Here is a 21,430-nt window from a genome sequence, read left to right on the forward strand (position 1 = left end):
AGGGATTTTTTGTAGGTATTATCAACTTCATTATTTTCATCATAAAAACTATTGGATAAAGTTATTATTCTTGTATATTGATGTTAAAACATCAAATTCCTGTTAAACTACATGAGAAAAAGCAAAGAGGTATGTGACATGAGTAGTTGCTTTTTATGCAAATATTGTATCAAAGAGTGGCTACCGGCTGTTGAGAGCCATAAAAAAAATTTCGACTACAAAAAAGGTGAAGTAATATTTAAAGAAGGAGATCCGGTTGAAGGAATTTATTTTGTTTATAAAGGCAAAGTAAAAGTACACCAAAAATGGGGCGAAGATAAAGAGTTGATCATCCGGTTTGCGAACTCCGGAAGTGTATTTGGCCATCGTGGATTAGGAAAGTATACTTCCTACCCGATTTCCGCAACTGCCATCGAACCGACTACGGTTTGCTATATTAGCAAAGACTTTTTCCTTGCAACCCTTAAAGTAAATCCAAATTTGCTTTTTGAAACAATGCTTTTCTATTCGAATGAACTACAGATCTCTGAGCAAAAAATGAAAAACCTAATGCATATGTCGGTAAAAGGACGAGTTGCCAATGCATTATTATCATTAATTGACACATTTGATCTGGATGAGCGCAAATTCCTTAGAGCAACGTTAAGCAGGCAAGATATTGCCTCCTACGCAGGAACCACTTACGAAACTGCCTTTAGAATAATGAGCGAATTTGTTTCGGATCGGGCTGTTATTATTGAAGGGAAAAAGATAGGAATTGTAAATGTTGACTACCTAAAGGAGGTAGTAAAGCAGGAAACAAAATAAATTTACAACAACAACCCACCTTTGTTGTAAATTTACACAATGACTACGCAAACAAAAGATTTCACCCATTTGGATGAAAATAATCAGGCTACAATCGTTGATATTGAATCTAAAAAAATCACGACCCGTATAGCGGTTGCTCAATCAAGAGTGTTTTTACCTCAGGATGTGCTGGTAAATTTTGTTAATGGTGAAATTGTATCAAAAAAAGGTGCTGTATTTCAATCGGCTATAATTGCCGGTATTATGGCAGCAAAAAAAACACCTGACCTGATTCCCCTTTGTCATACACTCCTGCTTGAAAATTGTAAAATAACCATCAATGTCGAAAACGATGAAGCGGTTATCAATTGTACGGTTAAAACAACCGGAAAAACAGGTGTTGAAATGGAAGCACTAACCGGAGCCAGCATTGCCGCTTTAACAATTTATGATATGTGCAAAGCTTTATCACACGATATGATCATCAGAGAAACTAAACTTATGAGCAAAAGCGGAGGAAAAAATGATTTCGAACGAAAATAATGCCCAGTTATACGCTTTGATCTTATGCGGAGGTTTTAGCAAACGCATGCAAACGGATAAGTTTCTTATTGCCTACCATAATAATGTTCCTCAATGGCTGTATCTTCATAATTTACTGACACCTTTAGTCGAGCATGTTTTTATATCATGCCGAAACGATCAGGTTTCCGCTTTTGATCAACAATATGCGCTTATTGAAGATTCAATTGAAGGAAGTAGTCCAAGTGTTGGTTTGTTAAGTGCCCATAAAGCTCACCCCGAAGCAGCATGGTTGGTTATTGCCTGTGATCTTCCTTTGCTGACCGATCAATCGTTGCAATTGCTGATCAATGAACGTGATCCTATTAAATATGCAACAGCCTTTATTAGTCCCGAAAATGATCTTCCCGAACCGTTAATTGCTATTTGGGAACCTAAAGGCTTAGCTGTTTTGAGAGAGAATTTTGAAAGCGGTTTTAATTGTCCACGTAAGACACTGATCAACAACAACATTAAGCTCATTAGTAATCAGTTGCCTCATGAACAATTAAATGCGAATACCCCGGAAGAAATGGATTACGTACTTAAAAACTGGAAGGTTAATAGCTAAAAACAAGAAGCCCGGGACCGGGCTCTTGTTTATAATATTCATTAATAAATTGGTTGACGCAATAAAAATAATATTTTAAAGCATTATGGCAAATTTTATTTGTTAAATATTTGTCAACACAAAGTTAACTTTCCCGTTTTCACAAATTGGGCAACAATAATCTGGTGGTAAATTTTCAAATGAAACACCTACTGTTATATTATTTAATTCATCGCCATACGCTTCATCATAAATAGATAAACAACTTTTACATTGATAAACCATTTTTAATGCAGTCGTTTCTTCCTGTTTCGAATCATCAATTAACTCATTGTTAAATTCATCATTCAATCCCTTCTCTTCATAATACAAGCGACAAAGCTCAGCAAGGTGTGTATCCAATTCTGTTAATACGATCCTCTTTTTATAGGCAATATAGTTTTTAGAATTAGCATTGAAATTGGGAGTATACAGTATATCGAACCTATCTGTACTCTTCGCATTATCTTTTCTGTAATTATGCAGCTTTTTGATTACAACAGAACCGAATAGTCCCGTTCTTGGCTGAGTTTTGATAGCGAAGCATAGTCCATGAGTTTTCAAATCAGTACTATCGAACTTTCGGGCAAGGTATTTTTTAATAGAAAGTCCTTCTGTCGAAAGATCTTCTACCTGCCAGTTCAATTCATTTGATGCATGCCTGACGTTAATCTGATGCTTACCTAAAATATAACTCCAATATTTTTGATCATCGCGCTCAATACCTTTCACAATCAGTGATTTCCAGGGTGTGGTATAAACACGCCCAATCTTTGTCTTTAGGCAAATCGCACAGATATCTTTCAAAAACGAAATGGAAAAAACTTCATCTCTCCTGTAAATACCTAACCAAACTTTCTTCCCATAATTATTAAATCCTTCATAATAAGGCAATGAAAAATCAGGAAACTGAAGTTCTTCTGTTTGGTTTTGGTAGATAAAAGCATTTGTCGCTTCTACTTTTTCCTGCAAAAGGAATCCGTTTGCGGTTGTTTTATCATAAAAAAGAGGCTTATTGTTTAAAATGATATCCTCAATTGTTTTAGTTAATAATGGAATGTCATCTGTATAGATCAAACCCTCCCATTTATAATTAACAGAAACTTTAGGAAAACGAATGTACAAATACCAATAATTGGGAATATTGCTGGAAATAAAGTTGATATTTCCGGTAAAAAAAGGCACAAAAGTTTGTGAACTGTCAACAATGTTGAGTTTCAGCTGCGGTTTAAAATCGAATGAATCTAATATATCTGCATAAACACCTTCTGTAAGCCAATTCGAGTGATTAAATAATTCATCCGCTACATAAGAACTAACGATATTCGGAAACTCATCAAAATCGATTTCATGAAACATACCTGATTCACTAAGTATGGCTGTGAACATTTCGACTTTTCCGTGCGGAAGTGTTAAATACATTTGCTGACGCATACCCATTTGCACTTCTTTCACACCAACTGTTTCAGCAGCTTTAACAATAATACGCAGATCACCGGCCGACAAAATCCCTCCGGGTAAATTGATCTTTACTATGCATCTTGGCTTACCCATTATACCTCCACCGCTAATTGTTCCAATTCTATTTCCAACAATCGCTGCACTTCCGGCTTGCAAGAACCACAGCCTGTTCCGGCCCCGGTTGCTGAACAAATTTCCTTGAGCGATAAGCAGCCTTGTCTTATTTGTTGCTGAATATTTCCTGCACCCACACTATTACAACTACAAACCAATTTTCCGATTACAGGTTCAGCTTTTTTGCCGCTTCTTAATAAGCCCAGACGTTTTTCGCTTAGTTCAATTTTATTAGCAATTAGCTCTTTGTACTCTACAAATTCATTTTTATCACCAATTAAAATCGCTCCTACAAGCCTGTCTTCATGGATAATACACTTCTTATAAAACCGCTTGGACAGATCTTTAAAGATGATCTCTTCATAATCCACTGAATCCGGAGCTTCTGTTATACCCATGCTACACAAGTCAAAACCATGAACTTTAATGATATTCATCAACAGAGTCCCTTGATAAAAACTTGAAACATCACCATTCAAGTAATTGGCAACTACTTCAGCCTGTTGTTCAGCTGCTGCCGTGATACCGTAAAGCATTCCATTAAACTCTGCTATTTCACCAATGGCAAAAATAGAGGGATCTGATGTCTGCATTCTTTCGTCAACAATAACCCCTCTTTTAAACTCTAACCCACATTCTTTAGCAAGTTCAATATTGGGTACGGTTCCAATAGCAAAAACGATAGCATCACAATTAATTGTACGGCCACTTTTTAAGCGTATAGAGGTTACTTTAGACTGCCCATTAATCAATTGTACTTCATCATTATAATAAACTTCACAACCCTGATCAATCATTTCCTCGTGTAAAAGCTGACTTCCCAAGGCATCTAACTGTCGATCAAGAAAACGGGATGAACGTTGGATAATCGTAGCTTTATGGTTGATTTCGGTTAGCGAAGCTGCTAATTCCAGACCTAACAAGCCACCACCGACAATTACTACCTGCCCGCCCGTTGGCAGATAGTTCTTAAAATTGTCAGCATCAGTTCTGCTCCGCATGGTAAAAATCCCCTCAAGAGTAGGAAGATTTTTAGGAGTAGCCGCCCTGCTTCCGGTAGCCAAAATCAGAACATCAAACGTAGTAACCAAACCATCAGAATCTGTAATGCATTTATTCTTACGATCAATGTGTTTAGCACTTATACCTTTTTTAAAATTGATGGAATAATCAGGTTCTTCATGCTCATGCATTTTAATGAGCTGCTCCCAATTTTGTGCTCCTGAAATATAATCAGGCAACATTACCCGGTTGTAGAAAGGAAACTTTTCGGCACTGAAAATGGTAATATCATCGGTTCTATTAAGTTCACGGTACGCCTTAACAAATCCGAATGCTCCTGCTCCTGCTCCAATCACCACCACATGTTGTTTGGGCTTGGTAAACTTTTGTACGTTTACAGCGCAAAATTTAAAATCAGGTTCTTTAGATAAAGGATCGAGCAAGTTATTGGTGAGATTATTTGCTCTGTTTAAATCACTGTTTAATAATTTCCCCCAATGCATCGGCAAAAAAACAACCCCTGATTTTATTGCAGTTGTTAAGGAAGCTTTCATCTGCACATTTCCTCTTCGGGAGGTTATGCTAACTATATTTCCATCTTCAACACCCAATGCAACTGCATCTTCCGGGTGAATTTCGACTAAAGCTTTGGGCAAGTGCTGATTGAGCTTATTTACCTTCCCGGTTTTGCTCATGGTATGCCATTGATCCCTCGTGCGTCCTGTAGTCAAGATCAGAGGAAAATCGGTTGTTGGCAGTTCACTGGTCAGCTGATCATCGACCGAATGAATAATTGCTTTTTTGGATGACGTATAAAACTGTTTATCGGTGAATAAACGTTTTGAATCGGGTATCATTTTATCCTTCGGATAAGGCCATTGAACCGTTTTAAGGCCCTTTATTAACCCATAAGTCAATCCTGAAATATCAATTGAAGTTTCTGCTGTTAATTTCGTGTGTTCCTGATAAACTTCGGCGTCAGTCTCATAATCAAAACCGGGGTAACCCATTTTTTGAGCAAACCGACAAATGATCTCCCGATCGGGCATTGCTTCTCCCGGAGGATCGATCAATTTAGTCAAATGACTTATCCGGCGTTCAGAATTAGTCATAGTCCCTTCTTTTTCGAGCCATGCAGCAGCCGGAAGAATTACATCGGCATAGGCTAACGTCTGCGGTTTGGAACTTATTTCCTGAACGACTACAAACTTGGCTTTTTTTAATGCTTTTTCAACAAACCTTACATCTGGCAAGCTCACTAACGGGTTGGTACACATAATCCAAATTGCCTTTAGCGTACCTTTATCTAATGCCTCAAACATTTCAGTGGCGGTTAATCCCGGTTTTTCGGAAATAACAGTACCACCCCAAAATTCTTGAACATATTTTCGGTGTTGAGGGTCATTTAGATTGCGGTGAGCGGGTAAAAGATTGGAAAGTCCACCCACTTCTCTTCCCCCCATTGCATTAGGTTGTCCGGTTAATGAGAATGGCCCGGATCCGGCTTTACCGATATGTCCGGTAATGAGATTAAGGTTGATTAAACTTAGGTTTTTATTAACACCAACCACGCTTTGATTTAATCCCATTGTCCACATGGATAAAAAACCCTTTGCAGCACCAATATACCGTGCTGCAAGAATTATATCCCTGCTATCAATCCCGCAAATCTGTGCGGCTTCTTCCAGCGTTTTTGAAAACACTGTACTTCTATAATTCTCAAATCCCTCCGTATGATCATTTATAAACTGGTAATCGATATCTTCATTTTCAATTAACACCCGGCCTATTGCATGATTTAAAGTAACATCAGTTCCAGGATTTATCTGCAAATGTAAATCGGCGATGGAACAACTATCGGTTTTTCGCGGATCAACCACGATGATTTTCACATGGGGATTTTCGGCTTTATGAGCTTCAACTCTTCGCCAAATGATTGGATGACACCAGGCAGGATTAGCTCCGGTAACGAAAAAACAGTCTGCCAATTCAATATCATCATAACAAACCGGAACACTGTCTTCTCCTAAGGCCATTTTATAACCCATAACCGCACTACTCATGCACAAACGTGAGTTGGTATCTATATTATTGCTTCCTATAAACCCTTTGATGAGCTTATTTACCACATAATATTCCTCCGTTAAGCATTGTCCGGATATATAAAAAGCCACGGAATCCGGGCCGTACTTTTCAATAAAGGTTTTAAAAACTGCAGCCGTTCTATCCAATGCATCATCCCAGCTCACACGTTGAAGCGGCAGGTTTTTATTATACCGCATTTGAGGATAAAGTAGTCGGTCAGTTCTATCATTAACGGTATAATGCAGGTTCATTCCTTTACTGCAAAGCATTCCCTTATTAACCGGATGATCTTTATCACCTTCGATGGCGACACTTCCCTTCCGGTCTTGCCAGGCAACAATACCGCAACCTGTACCACAATAACAGCAAGTAGTTTCCACTTTAATTCTCTTATCAGCTGCCATACGGATTAAGTACTAAAAGTTTATTTGTAATAACCTGTCAAGTGATTTAAATGTCTATTAAATGCACTAAAACTCAATTTTAAACACTATTATCTTTCGTCACCTTCGGTGGGACTTACTTTTTTTCTTCAGCAAAAAAAAGTAAGCAAAAAATGCCGCCGCTGCGTACAGTTCTTTTCCAGTTTGTGCTAATATTAAGTTCATCTCTACCGAACTGTACAAGGCGGATTGACTCATTTGTTCATTAGTGCTGTATCTATATAAAAATCAAATCGCACATTAGGTTTATAATGCTTTGATTATAAAGTCTGAAATTCCACTTTTTCCTTAACTGCTTCACCCTGAAACTGAAATCTCGATAACCCTATTAAAACCCCAATAATTAACACACCAATGCCTATATAGAAAAATGCATTCGCATAAGAAATTGTAGTGGATTTAAATAGAAAACCGACAAGTACTGCTCCTAGATTTCCTCCGGCTCCTACAATTCCGCTTACACTACCAATGGCATTTTTATTAATAAAAGGAACAATTGAATAAGTGGAACCATTGGCCATTTTAAGAAAGAAGGCAAAAAATAACATAGCTATAATTGCCAGCGTTAAACTCGGGGCTTGTGCAAACCATATTATTCCAATGCCTTCTAAGGCCAGCAATAAGCCAAGCAAGTATCCTTTCCCCTTTAAACCATACAGATTTCCTACTTTATCACTGGCAATACCTCCTATGGCTCTTGCAAACAAGTTCATCATGCCAAATATGCCGGCCAAGGCTCCTGCAAGTATCATTGTGGTTTCAAAGCGGTCGACAAAGAAAAGCGCCGCCACATTATCGATAGTTATTTCAATCCCGAAACAGGCCGCATAGGCTATGGCAAGCAACCAGGTTCTGTAATCTTTTAAAGCGATCATAAAGCTGCCCTTTTGTTTTACGGTTTGTTTGCGCTCTGTTTCATTGAAGTTTCCTGCGGGTGTATCTTTGGTGTATTTGTAATAGATGAATGCCATGATCAGGAGAATGACACCGGGAATGATCATCGCCAAACGCCATGAGTTCGCTTTATCCACATAACCTAAACTCACCAACGCAGCTGCAATCAATGGCATTAACAAATTAGTAACGCCTCCACCTAAATTTCCCCATCCCCCTGCCACTGCATTTGCTGTTCCAACAATATTGGGGGCAAACATCATAGATGTATGAAATTGAGTGATCACGAACGAAGCACCTATTATTCCGATTACCAACCTAAACAATAGAAAGCTTTCGTAACTATTGCTTAGTCCTATTCCTAAAACAGGAATCGCTCCTACAATTAATAAAATAGTAGCTGTGATGCGAGGTCCAACCGAATCACAAAGTTTACCAACTAATAATCGTGCAAAAATGGTGGCAGAAACGGAAGCAATCATAATATTGCCAACCTGCTGCTTATCTAAGTGTAGCTGTTCACGCACTAATGGCATGAGAGGCGCAATACCAAACCATCCGAAAAAACAGAAGAAGAAGGTGATCCAGGTAATGTGAAAGGTTCGCATTTGAACCCCACGAATGGCAAATATATTAAGCTTTTTAAGTGGTTTTAAGTCGAGGTTTTCCATAACAATTTCTTTAGTGAAGTGATTGAACAATGTTATTTTGAAAAGATAAATTCAGGTTTAACGGTAACTGAAAGGTAGGCCCACTGCGGTGTGGCGTCGAAACTTGTTGGAGAAGCTGCAGGTAGTTGCCCTTTGGCATAGGCCATCGCTTCTGTTGCCTTCATCCACGAATAACCCAAATCGATACTGGTGAACTTATTTAAATTATAGTTGAGAGTAAGATCTATTTCGTCACCTAACTTGGTCTGATCTGTAGAGGTTAACTGGTTGGCAACTGCAAAATGATGATAATCTAATCCAAAGGCTAGGTATTTTCCCGTAATCTTTGTTTTCAGGTACGCATTTTTAAGTCCTTGTGCCGGTGAACCCGTTCCTGCATAGAAATAATCCATATAGCCCCAAAATTTATGTGGAGTTCCGTATAATGGATCAAAACGGCGATCCTCGGTTGAAACAGTACTGTTTCCTGATAGAGCATCATATCCGGGCGTAACAGAAAACTTGCCTTTTGTAATGCTTGCATTTACAGTGTAGTGATAAGCATTCAGATTAATATCGTCCCGATTATTTCCCGACTGGCGATAATAAGCCAGCTGAAATCGTAATCCGCCATTTTTTATAATAGTTGGAAATGACTGAAGAAACATTAATCCATAGGTTTGTCGGTTAGCTGTTCCTTTTACGTCGAAATACCGACCATAAACCAAACCTCCACCTATTTCAGTGCTGCCTGTTCTATACTTTCCAAAAGCATCATTAAAGAATAGTCCTGAAATTTTTGTATTATGAATTCCTTTGCTTAGATAAAGACTTACAAATTGCTTATAATCCTGATTACCTCCATTAGTGGTAGGTGGATTGCTATAGGTTGGTTTTCCGCTTGCTGAACTAACTCCATCGGGATTGGTTAAAGGCACCATGCCTTCTGGTGTTGTTACCAAAACACCAATATCATTTTTTACATATTGTGGAACATTGCCAGGCACATAAAAACCTCCCGACATCTTTTCTCCATTTTGATTGATGGCGTAACCAATATCCAACTGCCATCCTTGATGTGTTGCTTTAAGCAAGGCCATATCAAACCGTCGGGCTTGTTGCAACCAATCAAGATTGCCAATTAAGCGTGCATCATCATAGATCAACTCTTGGCGACCAATTTTTAATGACAGGTAATCAATAAATCGGAGTTTATTCGAAGTATCTGCCTTGTTGGCTAAGATTACTTCTGCCCAAGCCTCGTGTAACATCAGTTTATTACCATCGGCACTGCTAATGCTTGATGCATCTTGGCCCCAAACTCTTACATCTTGAATGGCACCTCCCACCACCAGAAAATTCCATTTATATCCAAGGTTAATCCGGGTTCTTTGAGAAATAAAACTTGCCGGATCGGCGGTGGTGGGAAGTAAATTGGAAAATCCGCTACGGTATTCTCCCCTGGCCCTTAATTGTGCACTTAATGAGAATTGAGCCAGCGAACTGCCAGCAGAACAAATTATCAGAAAAAAGCACAAAACGGGTGGTACAAATCTATTTTTTGAATACATTTGAGTTAGTTTTAAGTAAATAATCAGATCTTGAAACATGCACCCCAGCGCAGACCGCAATTCTTCGTTGGGGTTTTCTATTTTAGTACTCTTTACTCCAGGCTTATATACACTTTCCCGTTTTCAACCTTAACCGGATATACTTTTATTTGATATTCATCATTGGTAAGGCATTGTCCGGTTTCCAGCGAAAAGGTGTTTTTATGAAATGGGCAGGCAACTTTTGGTTCACAATTTTCACCTGTACTACCAATCATGCCGCGCGACAAAACCATTTGTTGCTTGTGTGGACAAAGATTTTGAGTGGCATACCATTCATTCCTTCGTTTAAAATTAAAAATGGCAATTTGTTCATCCTCTACTTTAACACACGCCCCTCCATTTTCAGGAATATCGCTGGCATTACAGGCCAGTACCCATGCTGTTAGTACGTCTTCAATCATTATAGTAGTTTTTATGTTTGTTGATTATAGGTTACCATTGAGCAGCCATTACCTGTTCTCTAAGTGGTTCAAAAACAATATTTGGATCTTTTTCTTCTGGAGCATTAACAAAATGGCTGAATTTCTTTTTTAAATGTTCACTTTCAACAACATCCTTCCACTCACATTTATATTGGCTTATCAATACTTTCATTTCTTCTTCCAATACATCGGCAATTCCCAAACTGTCATTCACTACCACGTTTTTCAAATAGCTAATACCTCCATCCATTTTGTTTAGCCATGTTGCCGTTCTGGTTAAAGGATCAGCAGTTTTGATATAGAACATCAGGAACCGATCAAGGTATTTTATACAAGTTTGACTATCAATATCAGCCGCTAATAGTAAAGCATGTTGAGGTTTTGAACCACCGTTGCCACATACGTATAAATTCCATCCTTTTTCAGTAGCTATTATTCCAAAATCTTTAGATTGAGCTTCGGCACATTCTCGGATACAGCCGGAAACACCGCCTTTTAATTTATGCGGCGACCGTAAACCTTTGTAACGATTCTCTACCTCAATAGCGAAAGAAACACTATCATGCAAACCAAAACGACACCAGGTACTTCCGACGCAACTTTTTACGGTACGCAAAGATTTCCCGTAAGCGTGGCCGCTTTCAAAACCGGCATCAATCAATAGTTTCCATATGGCTGGCAGATCATTTAAGTGGGCTCCGAACAAATCAATACGTTGTCCGCCTGTAATTTTGGTATATAAGCCGAATTGTTTGGCAACTTGTCCGATTACAATTAATTTATCTGGTGTAATTTCGCCTCCAGGGATACGAGGAACAACAGAGTAAGTTCCTCCCTTTTGAATATTTGCCAGGAACCGGTCATTGCTATCCTGAATGGTATCTTGCTTCAAGATCAAATCATTCCATAGACTTGCTAAAATACTTGCTACCGCAGGTTTACACACCTCACATCCATCGCCACGACCAAACGTATCCAATACTTCATCGTAATTTTTAATGCTGTTTATCTTGATAAGATCAAGTAATTCCTGACGAGAGTAGTTAAAATGCTCGCAAATATTGTTCTTAACATACTGACCATTCTCCTTTAAAGTTCCGGTGATAAGATCTTTTACTAATGGAATACAGCCCCCACAGCCTGTTCCGGCTTTGGTACATTTCTTCATCCCTTCAATGGTCGTGATCTCTTTATCTAAAACAGCCGAACAAATAGCTCCTTTATCAACAGCTTCACAAGAACAGATCAGCGCATCATCGGGCAAACTCATCACTCCTGCACCTTCTGATGCTGCCCCTCCTCTTGCTCCCAGAATCAGATCTTCAGGGTTTGGGGGCAAAACGATCGAATTATTAACCGTTTGAAGCAACATATTATAGGAATCGGCATCGCCAATAAGAATACCTCCCAATAAATATTTACCATCATGAGAAAGGTTAATGCGTTTATAAATACCCTTATGAGAATCTTCGAAAGTGATGGTTTTACAATGAGGTTCAGCAATAAAAGGGTCGCCATAACTTGCTACATCAACCCCTATTAATTTGAGCTTGGTGCTCATATCAAAACCCTTAAACTGTTTATAATTTTGGTATAAATAAGAAGCGACAACTTCAGCCATTTCATAACCAGGAGCCACCAAACCATAGATCATACCATCAAATAAAGCGCACTCACCAATTGCAAAAATCTTTTCATCATTGGTTTGCATGTATTCATTTACTACTATGCCACCTCTAATCCCAGTCTCCAAGCCACATAATTTTGCCAATTCATCCCGCGGACGGATACCAGCCGAAATCACCAGCATATCCGACTCAAGGGTAGTATTATCTGAGAATTGTAAACCTTCAATCGAGTCGTTTCCGAGTATCAACGATGTACTTACGTTTAAATGCAACTGCAAACCTAAATCGGTTAATTTAGCTTGTAACAGCTTACTCCCGCTTTCGTCAATTTGCCTCGGCATTAAACGTGGAGCAAACTCAACCACGTGCGTTTCATCAATACCTAAATCAATGAGCGCCTTGGCTGCTTCCAGTCCTAACAAGCCACCACCCATCACTGCTCCTTTTTTTGCATGTTTAGCATACTCCCTGATTTTTTCCAAATCTTCAATAGTGCGATAAACAAAAACTCCTTGTTTCTCTACACCTGGAATATTGGGAACAAAGGGTGCTGATCCTGTGGCTAATACTAAATAGTCATATGACTGAAGAATTCCTTTGGATGAATGAATGGTTTGCTCTTCCCGATTAATCTCTTTAATAGGATCATTCAAATACAAGGTAATGTTGTTATCAGCATACCATTTAATTGATGCCATACTCAGATCATCAGCAGTTTTTCCTGAAAAGAATCCACTTAAATGAACACGATCATAAGCGGCTCTTGGCTCTTCTCCAAAAACAATTAAATTAAATTCACTTGTTTTTGATATCAATTTTTCACAAAACTTATATCCAACCATTCCATTTCCAACAACAACTATACTTTTCTTATAAAATTCACTCATATTAATACTGTTATTTAATTTTTAAATGGTTTAAAAACAAAAAATGAATTATTTAAATAAAAAACATCAATAAAAATTTAAATAATAAGATTAATACTATAAAATATGATGTACATTTAAATATTTTGTATTTCAATAAGATAAAATTACAATTAATTATGATTAAAATCACAAAAAAAATAAAAATTAAATATTTTTAAACCGTATTTTTATAGAATAAAATTTAAATAAATAACATTTATTAGAATATTATTACTTAAATAGACTCAAAAACCTCAATAATTATAACAAATCTTAAAAAACAGGAATAAAAACATGAAAAACCAACCAGAATTAGTAATTATTGGCGCAGGACCAGGAGATCCGGAATTAATTACCTTAAAAGCAATCAATATTTTAAAAAAAACCAATGTTATCTTATATGATAATCTTGTAAACAGAGATTTATTGGAATATGCGGCGGAAGAATCAGAAAAAATATATGTAGGTAAAACCCCTTACCTGGATTATACACCACAAGAACATATTCATGAACTTATTAAGGAGAAAGCATTCAACAAAGGATTGGTTGTGCGTTTAAAAGGTGGCGACCCTTTTGTATTTGGCCGCGGCATGGAAGAAATCATTTTTGCCCGACAAAACAATATCCCTGCCCGGTATATTCCGGGGATTACAAGTATGCTGGCTGTTGGCATGTCTGATATCACGCTAACTCACAGGGGAATTAGTGAAGGCGTCTGGATAATTACCGGAACAAAAAAAGACGGGACATTATCAAGAGATATTCAACTCGCTTTGCAAAGCAACACAACCTTAGTTATCTATATGGGTATGAAAAATCTTTCGGTAATAGTTAATGAATGCATTAGCTGCGGAAAGGGCCATACACCCGCTGCATTAATTCAACATGCTTCCCTTCCATATTCGAAAACAATAAAGGGTCAGATAAAAGATTTAGAGGACCTTGCCATAGAAAATGAAGTAACACATCCTGCATTAATTGTAATCGGAAAAGTAACACAATTAGATACGCATGCTTTTTAAATTGTGTGTTGCGTATTACGAATTGCGAGTTACGAGTTGTGTATTAGTTATTACGTATTAGTTTTAAAGGCAAGTGACAATTTGTAATGCAAAACCACAACTCAAAATCTAAACCTTTGCGTCTTAGCGCCCCGATAACTATCGGGATTGCGTGAATTTCTTATTTTAAACATTCAAATAAGGTTACGTTTATCGGCAATAACTCGAAACCCATAACTCGTAATCAAGACCTAATACATCCAAACAGGATACACTTCTCCTGCTTCAAAAAAATCTCTATTTTCCGGCAACTCCATAAAAGCATTTGCAGAAGTTAATGTGGCAAAATCACCGGACCCATTGGTTGCGTGAGGATCTGCCATTAGATAGCCTTGCGAAGAAATTGAAAGCTTTACCGGAACAAAAAAAGTTAGCGGCTTATCAAATTTTAAAGCTGATGCTAAAACTGCACGAGTAATTATCGATTCTTGAGCGAACTGTAGTGATTTAAACAGCCAAGGGAAAACAAAACGGTGTAAACACATAAAACCAGAAACAGGATTACCCGGTAAACCAAAAAAAGGAACCTTATTTTCGGCTAAGCCAAATAAAAAAGGCTTTCCCGGCCGTTGTTTTACTTTATGAAATAAAATAGTTACGCCAAGTTCATTTAACACTTGCGGTATATAGTCAAATTTACCAGCAGAAACACCTCCGGAACAGATAATTGCATCTTTCTCTTTAAACAAAAGCGAAAAATTTGCAGATAACACTTCCTTATCATCTTTGAAATGATGGATAGATGCCTCTATTCCGATATTTTTGAATTGATTATATAAAGCGTATACGTTTGACATACGCAGTTGATGCTGCTCGGGCTGGTCTGTTATTTCAACCAGTTCGTCACCGGTAGCAACAATAGCAATTTTCGGTTGTTTACTAACTAGTGCCTTATCCTTTCCTACAGTTGCCAATACCGCAGTTTCGGCACCGCCAATTCGTATTCCCTCATTTAACAAAACAGCTCCCAGCTCAACATCGCTTCCTCTTACATGGATGTTCTGATTTCTTTTAATCTCTTTAACTACGGCAAAAGATCCTGTTTCATTTTTAACCAGATCTTCATATGGAATTATGGTATCTGCATTTTCAGGAACAATAGCACCAGTCATTACCTCAACACAACCATTTCCATGCAATGTTTTTTGAGGCATACCAGCCGCTTGCAGATCTTCGATTTCGAACGTTCTTTTACCTTCAGCATAACTACTCCACTTAATGGCAATACCATCCATGGTAACCCGATCAAAAGGTGGAAACGGTCGGTCTGCGATTATCTTTTCTCTTAATATCCTTCCTTCTGCCTGCTTAATAGCAACGAGTTCTGTTCCAAAATCGGCGGCAGTATTTATTACGGTTTCAAAAGCTTCGTTAACAGTCAGCATAATGTATTAATTACGGATGTGCGGCAACCCAAATTTCACCATCTTCAAAAAACTCTTTCTTCCAAATAGGTACTGTTTCTTTTAATGTGTCGATTGCAAATTGACAGGCTTTAAATGCGGCGTCGCGATGATAAGAGGAAACTGCTATTAAAACCACCACATCGCCCGGAAGTTTCTCTCCTGTTGCATGATGGATGGCTATCTCCTGGATATCAAATTGTTTTTTAGCTAATTCGGCTATTTTTTCCATTTCGTCCAAAGCCATTGGATGATAGCATTCGAAGAAAAGCTTTACTACTGCTTTCCCTTTAGTGTGATTCCTAACCTGACCAATAAATAGGTCTACTGCTCCGAATTGGGGTTTACTAACCAGTGATATTACTTCTGCAGCATCAATAGTATTGGCAATATGTATATGTGGCTTCATGCTATCCTCCACTAACTGGTGGTATTAGTGCAATTTCATCAGTTGCATTAATCAAAACATCGTCAGCTGCATAGTTTTTATTTACAGCGATCATCAAAGAATTAAGTTTTTCCAATGACGGATACTGGTCATATAATTTGGCTCGTAATTCACCAACACTCTTAACAGTTCCTTCCAATTGGTACTCAGGAGAGCCAATTATATCTTTAGTAACTCCAAAAAGAAGAATCGTATGTTTCATAATCTATTTATTTTGATTATTTTAATCATCTAATCAATAATCTTGTTCCGGCGTACAACACCAACATCGCTGTCGCAATGGTCACCCATTTCTCACTGAATTTTTTAGCACTTAATCGAGTCCCTATTTGTCCTCCAATAATCACACAAATCAACAATGGTATGGTAAACATGGGATCAAAATTGATCTGTTTCCTTGAAAACTGACCCAGTATGCCAGAAATTGAATTCACTAAAATAAAAAAACTGCTTAATCCAGCTATGTTTTTGGCTGTATCAAAATGAGCAAGTTTTAATAAGGGCGACAAGAAAATTCCACCTCCAATACCAGTCATACCTGATAAACCTCCAATAAATCCTCCAGCTATACTAAATTTATACCTCGGCTGATCTTCTATAACTCCATCACGGGCATTAAATATAGGTAATAGACGATAAAACATTAACAATGCCGAAATAATCAATGAGATTCCTAATATTAAAAAGAACACATGCTGTTTCAATGGAATGTAGCTACCGATAAAAGCCATAGGAACACTGGCTATACTTAGCCAAAGCGCCTTTTTTAACGGTAAATAACCTTGTTTATAGAAATTAATCACACCACCTGTTACCACCACAATATTGCACAACAATGCTGTTGACTTCATTAAATAAACATTAACCCCCATTAAAGCCATTATAGCCATGTAACTAGACCCTCCACCAAAGCCGGCAGTGGAATAAACAAACGCTACAATTAAAAAAAGCAAGCAAAGCTGGTAATCCATTTTTTATTAATTAGGGGTTGAGGATTCTATTTGCCGCAAAGACGCTAAGACACAAAGGAATTTATTAGTTACTTTAACTTGCGCCTTTGAGTCTTTGCAGTTATTCAATAAATAGCTACTGCCTCATCAACTTCGCGCGACCAACTATCTATTCCACCCGCAAGATTATAAACTTCTTCGAAACCTTGCGCTAATAAATCTTCTCCTGCATATAAGCTTCTGATTCCGTGGTGACAAATTAACACGACTGGCTTTTCTTTATCAAGTTCCTGACATCTGAATAGTATGTCGTTAAGTGGAATATGAATTGAACTTTGAATGTTACATATATTCCATTCATCCAATTCCCTCACATCGACAAGTTGTATTTTTTCCGGTTGATTTAATTTCTCTGCCAGCTTTTGAGCAGAGATTGTTTTTAACCGATTTCTGGTACATAGTGATTTGTAATCTTCTGTTCTTAGATCGGTGAGTGTTTTATTTACTGGAACAAGCTGATAATTAAGTACAAACTGACTATTTTTTAATGTATCGATCATCAGCAATTTATTAACAAGCACTTCTCCTACGCCTGTAATCAGCTTAACTACTTCATTGGCCTGATAACAGCCAATAATACCAGGCAATATTCCTAAAACGCCATTTGTATTACAATCTGCCACAACTCCTTTTTCAGGTGCTGACGGGAACAAACAGCGATAAGTAGCACTACCATTAAAATTAAACACACTTATCTGACCTTCAAACTTATGGATGGCGCCATAAACAAAAGGTTTATCGAGAATTACACAAGCGTCATTGATCAGGTAACGAGTTTGAAAATTATCGGTGCAATCAACCACTACATCAAACATTCCAATAACAAGCAAGGCGTTATCAACGTTTAACCTGTCATTAATAATCACCACTTCAACTTCAGGATTCATCGCCCTTAAACGTTTTGCAGCTACCTGCACTTTGGGTTTACCAATTTCTTCAGTTGAATATAAAACTTGTCGATGCAGGTTACTTTCGCTAATTACATCATTATCAATAATTCCAATTTTTCCAACTCCCATGCCTGTTAAATATTGCATCACAGGAACACCAAGTCCTCCTGCACCTACAACCAAAACGGAGGCTTGTTGAAGCTTTAATTGAGCAGGTTCTCCAAAACCTTCTAATAATAATTGACGGATATATCGATCTGAGTTTAATTTCATGTTAATAATAATTTATGGTGAGCAAATTATTCATTAATAATCTGAGGAGATTGAGAGCTGAAAGATAATGACTTTCCAGCCTTTGAGAGCCGGAAAGTCAAATTTATATGCTATGAAAAAGTATTTTCGTTTTTATTTAACTTGGTTTTTCACATCCTTTTCGGGTGTAATACCACCAGTTAATACCAGTTGCTATTATGAAGTAAATGATCAACCCTATAAAAAATGGTGCAGGATTTTTATCATTCAATTTCATCGTTGTTCCTATTAATGTACTGTATATAAATGGCCCAAAAGCGGCAATTGCAGCAGTAAAACCGATAACCCCTGCCGCCTGACGAGGCGAATGAGAAAATATGATCGGATACTGCCTGAACGTTGCTGCATTACCTACCCCTGTAAAGAAGAAGATGGCCAGCATAATTGATAAAAATGCAGGGAACTGACCTAACGAAGTAGGTGTTAAACATCCCAAGGCTACCAATAAACCGCAACAAATGATTAAGGCAATACCTGTTATATGTGTTAAAATTGCACCGCCAAATTTATCAGTAAGCGGACCAAATAACACCCGGGCAGCTGAGCCAATAAGCGGACCCAAGAAGGCATAGTGTAAAGGATTAGGTGCATTTTCGAATCCACCGTATAAAGTTTTTATCAGCATCGGAAAAGCAGCTGCTAAACCCGAAAATGCGCCGAAAGTCATTACATAGGTGATGGTACAAAACCAGGTATGTTTGTTATTAAAGATATCAAACTGCTCTTTAAATGAAGATACTACAGGAATACTTTTTAGCTGTTTCCAGGCAACAAAACCAATGATTAAAAGAAATGGCACATAAACAAGGGCTGCATTTTGAAGCCAAACATTACCTGTGCTTCCGTCTGGTTTAGTGATCTGTTGAGGATCACCAGATAAAAAGCCAAATGCAGCGGCTCCTATAATCCATGGAGTAATAAATTGCACTACGCTTACTCCAAAGTTCCCAATACCTGCCTGAATTCCCAATGCTGTTCCTTGCATTTTCTTTGGAAAGAAAAAGCTGGTACTTGGCATAAAAGATGAAAAATCTCCACCGCCAAAACCAGAAAGAAAAGCCAGGATCATAAATATGGCAAATGGAGTATCCCTATTCATCACTGCCACCCCGATTCCGATACACGGAATAAGTTTCAAGAAAGTTGCTGTAGTGATCACATTGCGAGTTCCATAGATCGGAATTAAAAACATGTGACAAATACGTAAAATACCAGCCGCTAAACCGGGCATTGCAGCCAACCAAAAAAGCTGGTTATCCGTAAATGTAAAACCTATTTTAGGTAACATTACCACCACAGCACTCAGTAAATACCAAGTTGAAAATGATAATAATAAGGCTACTGTTGTTATTCGCAATGTTCGCCATGCAATCACCTTCCCTGTGCTGTTCCAGAAGTTTTCATCTTCCGGTTTCCATTCTTTTAGCCAATGTGAAGCCATATTTTTATATTAAAGAGATAAAAATTATTCGTGTTCGATTTTAGTTGCTAATTCTGGAGCTTTCCTTTTAATCATTGCGGCTATTGCGGCATGCATCCACCATAATGAAACAAGTGAAATCGCAAACATCAGTATCCATGAGCTCGTCCATAAACCTGTATATTGAAGTAGGTAGCCAAACACAATTGGATTAATAAATCCACCCAATCCGCCAATTAGCCCTACCATGCCTCCTACCACACCTACATCGTTTGGAAAGTATTCAGGAATATGTTTATAAACCGCTGCTTTACCAATACCCCAAACAATGCCAATAAGGAATACTAATACAATAAATACCCAAATATTTGCCTGAAAATAAATTCGGGTAGTACCTTTAGCCAGCAATTGCTTTTTCTTTACTTCATCACCTTTTTTCACCACTGGTTCTTGCCAGGTATTTTTAGTAGGAAGAATTAATGCTTTTGCATCAATTTCATCATGAGCTTTTTTATTCTTTTCTACCAGGTAAACATCATTATTTACCTTAATAAGACTATCTGTTACTTCCGTTACTGTGCCTGCATGCTTGGCCATTACACCAAAACCTGGTGAAAAAATTTCCATACGAGGTATAATCAACAGAAAACTGATTACAACAGAACTACCAAGTACCCAATACATTACTTGTCGTGCTCCAAATTTATCGGATAGCCAACCACCTGCTGCACGAATAACTCCTGAAGGCAGACTAAATATGGATGCAAAAATTCCGGCTAAAACCAATGAAACCTGGTACACATTTACACAATAAGGAACCAACCATTGTGAAAAAGCTACAAAGCATCCGAATACGAGGTAATAATACAATCCAAAACGCCAAACACGCTTGTTTTTTAAAGGTGTAAGCATTTGAGCTAACGATTTTCCTGAAGCCGCTGGCTTAATATTATTGGTTAACGACCAAAACAGGATACCGGTTACCACTAAAACTGCAGCATAAATTACAGGAAGTGTCCGCCAGCCATCTGGATTATTGTGAGTAAGGTTTTTGAGTAAAGTGGGAGCCAATAAAGTAGTGATGGCAGCACCTGCATTTCCCATTCCGAATATACCTAAAGCTCTTCCCTGCCACTCCTTAGGATAACATACGGAGGTGTAAGCAACACCAACCGCAAAACTGGTACCCACCATACCGAACATAAAGCTCAGTAATAAAAAAGAAATGTAGCTATTGGCCTGTGACAATAAAAACATAGGAATTGAACAAGCGAGCAGTAAAATACTGAAAACTTTTCTGCCACCAAATCGATCTGTCCATATTCCTAATGGCAATCTGAATATTGATCCGGTTAACACAGGAATTCCAATTAACCAACCAACTTCTACAACTGACCAGTTAAAAATGCCGTTATCCACCAAATAAGTAACTAATACGCCATTTAACATCCAGCATGCAAAACACACTGTAAATGCAAGGGTATTCATGAATAAAATCTTATGAGACTGTTGAAGCGATTTATTATCCATAACTTGGTAATTATATCGATACAAAACTCTGATAGATGACCACGGCAAAAAATGATTTATATCATGCTTTTAAAAATAATTTATTAATTAATTTGCAAAATAACATGATATAAATTATAAAAAAATCCAGACCAACTATGGCAATTTGTTATATTTAACATATCCTGTATATTTAAATGTAGGCAGATTAATTATA

17 protein-coding genes are annotated in these 21,430 nt (G+C 37.7%); 4 read left to right on the forward strand and 13 right to left on the reverse strand.

Going from position 1 to position 21,430, the window contains the following annotated elements:
* Positions 1-111: 111 nt before the first annotated feature.
* From SOLCA_RS09690 to SOLCA_RS09700, 3 genes are read left to right on the forward strand one after another with little or no spacing between them, the layout of a single operon-like run.
* Entirely contained in the window at positions 112-807 is a 696-nt protein-coding gene (locus SOLCA_RS09690) for a Crp/Fnr family transcriptional regulator (protein WP_014680265.1), read from the forward strand.
* Between the two features lie 39 nt (positions 808-846).
* Positions 847-1,332: a cyclic pyranopterin monophosphate synthase MoaC gene (gene moaC, locus SOLCA_RS09695; protein WP_014680266.1), complete on the forward strand. Its 486-nt coding sequence runs from the start codon at positions 847-849 to the stop codon at positions 1,330-1,332.
* The gene (locus SOLCA_RS09700; RefSeq protein ID WP_014680267.1) at positions 1,313-1,921 is read left to right on the forward strand and encodes an NTP transferase domain-containing protein; all 609 of its coding nucleotides are present in this window, start codon (positions 1,313-1,315) and stop codon (positions 1,919-1,921) included. Before moaC ends, SOLCA_RS09700 begins: the two co-directional genes overlap by 20 nt.
* A 102-nt stretch (positions 1,922-2,023) precedes the next feature.
* Here the strand turns inward: SOLCA_RS09700 and SOLCA_RS09705 are convergent, their stop codons facing one another.
* From SOLCA_RS09705 to nirB, 6 genes are all read right to left on the reverse strand, one after another.
* Positions 2,024-3,493 (reverse strand): rubredoxin, encoded by a 1,470-nt coding sequence (locus SOLCA_RS09705; protein WP_014680268.1) that lies wholly within the window; start codon positions 3,491-3,493, stop codon positions 2,024-2,026.
* Complete coding sequence (locus tag SOLCA_RS09710; protein WP_014680269.1) at positions 3,493-7,005, reverse strand: nitrate reductase; 3,513 nt, start codon at positions 7,003-7,005, stop codon at positions 3,493-3,495. Before SOLCA_RS09710 ends, SOLCA_RS09705 begins: the two co-directional genes overlap by 1 nt.
* 299 nt (positions 7,006-7,304) lie before the next feature.
* Positions 7,305-8,609 carry an MFS transporter gene (locus SOLCA_RS09715; protein ID WP_014680270.1) on the reverse strand — a complete coding sequence of 435 codons (1,305 nt, stop codon included), beginning with the start codon at positions 8,607-8,609 and terminating at the stop codon, positions 7,305-7,307.
* A 32-nt stretch (positions 8,610-8,641) separates the two neighbouring features.
* Entirely contained in the window at positions 8,642-10,159 is a 1,518-nt protein-coding gene (locus tag SOLCA_RS09720; protein ID WP_014680271.1) for an alginate export family protein, read from the reverse strand.
* A gap of 92 nt (positions 10,160-10,251) precedes the next feature.
* Entirely contained in the window at positions 10,252-10,602 is a 351-nt protein-coding gene (nirD, locus tag SOLCA_RS09725) for a nitrite reductase small subunit NirD (protein ID WP_014680272.1), read from the reverse strand.
* A 31-nt stretch (positions 10,603-10,633) separates the two neighbouring features.
* Positions 10,634-13,138, reverse strand: a complete 2,505-nt coding sequence (nirB, locus tag SOLCA_RS09730) for a nitrite reductase large subunit NirB (RefSeq protein WP_014680273.1) — start codon at positions 13,136-13,138, stop codon at positions 10,634-10,636.
* Between the two features lie 315 nt (positions 13,139-13,453).
* Here nirB and cobA point away from each other — a divergent pair, with 315 nt between their 5' ends.
* On the forward strand, positions 13,454-14,182 hold the full coding sequence (gene cobA, locus SOLCA_RS09735) for a uroporphyrinogen-III C-methyltransferase (RefSeq protein ID WP_014680274.1): 729 nt from the start codon (positions 13,454-13,456) through the stop codon (positions 14,180-14,182).
* Between the two features lie 230 nt (positions 14,183-14,412).
* Here the strand turns inward: cobA and SOLCA_RS09740 are convergent, their stop codons facing one another.
* The 7 genes from SOLCA_RS09740 to SOLCA_RS09770 all read right to left on the reverse strand — a co-directional run bounded on the left by SOLCA_RS09740 (position 14,413) and on the right by SOLCA_RS09770 (position 21,234).
* A complete protein-coding gene (locus SOLCA_RS09740) occupies positions 14,413-15,606 on the reverse strand; it encodes a molybdopterin molybdotransferase MoeA (protein WP_014680275.1) in 1,194 nt (397 codons plus the stop codon).
* A gap of 10 nt (positions 15,607-15,616) precedes the next feature.
* A complete protein-coding gene (locus tag SOLCA_RS09745) occupies positions 15,617-16,033 on the reverse strand; it encodes a molybdenum cofactor biosynthesis protein MoaE (RefSeq protein ID WP_014680276.1) in 417 nt (138 codons plus the stop codon).
* Position 16,034: 1 nt separating this feature from the next.
* Positions 16,035-16,274, reverse strand: coding sequence for a molybdopterin converting factor subunit 1 (gene moaD / locus SOLCA_RS09750; protein ID WP_014680277.1), 240 nt, complete (start codon positions 16,272-16,274; stop codon positions 16,035-16,037).
* A 25-nt stretch (positions 16,275-16,299) separates the two neighbouring features.
* Positions 16,300-17,043, reverse strand: coding sequence for a sulfite exporter TauE/SafE family protein (locus tag SOLCA_RS09755; RefSeq protein ID WP_014680278.1), 744 nt, complete (start codon positions 17,041-17,043; stop codon positions 16,300-16,302).
* Positions 17,044-17,147: 104 nt separating this feature from the next.
* Positions 17,148-18,245: a HesA/MoeB/ThiF family protein gene (locus SOLCA_RS09760; RefSeq protein WP_014680279.1), complete on the reverse strand. Its 1,098-nt coding sequence runs from the start codon at positions 18,243-18,245 to the stop codon at positions 17,148-17,150.
* Between the two features lie 136 nt (positions 18,246-18,381).
* Positions 18,382-19,725 carry an MFS transporter gene (locus SOLCA_RS09765; RefSeq protein ID WP_014680280.1) on the reverse strand — a complete coding sequence of 448 codons (1,344 nt, stop codon included), beginning with the start codon at positions 19,723-19,725 and terminating at the stop codon, positions 18,382-18,384.
* Between the two features lie 24 nt (positions 19,726-19,749).
* Positions 19,750-21,234 (reverse strand): MFS transporter, encoded by a 1,485-nt coding sequence (locus SOLCA_RS09770; RefSeq protein WP_014680281.1) that lies wholly within the window; start codon positions 21,232-21,234, stop codon positions 19,750-19,752.
* Positions 21,235-21,430: the final 196 nt, after the last annotated feature.

Origin of the sequence: Solitalea canadensis DSM 3403, assembly GCF_000242635.2 — a bacterium.
GTDB classification, from domain to species: domain Bacteria; phylum Bacteroidota; class Bacteroidia; order Sphingobacteriales; family Sphingobacteriaceae; genus Solitalea; species Solitalea canadensis.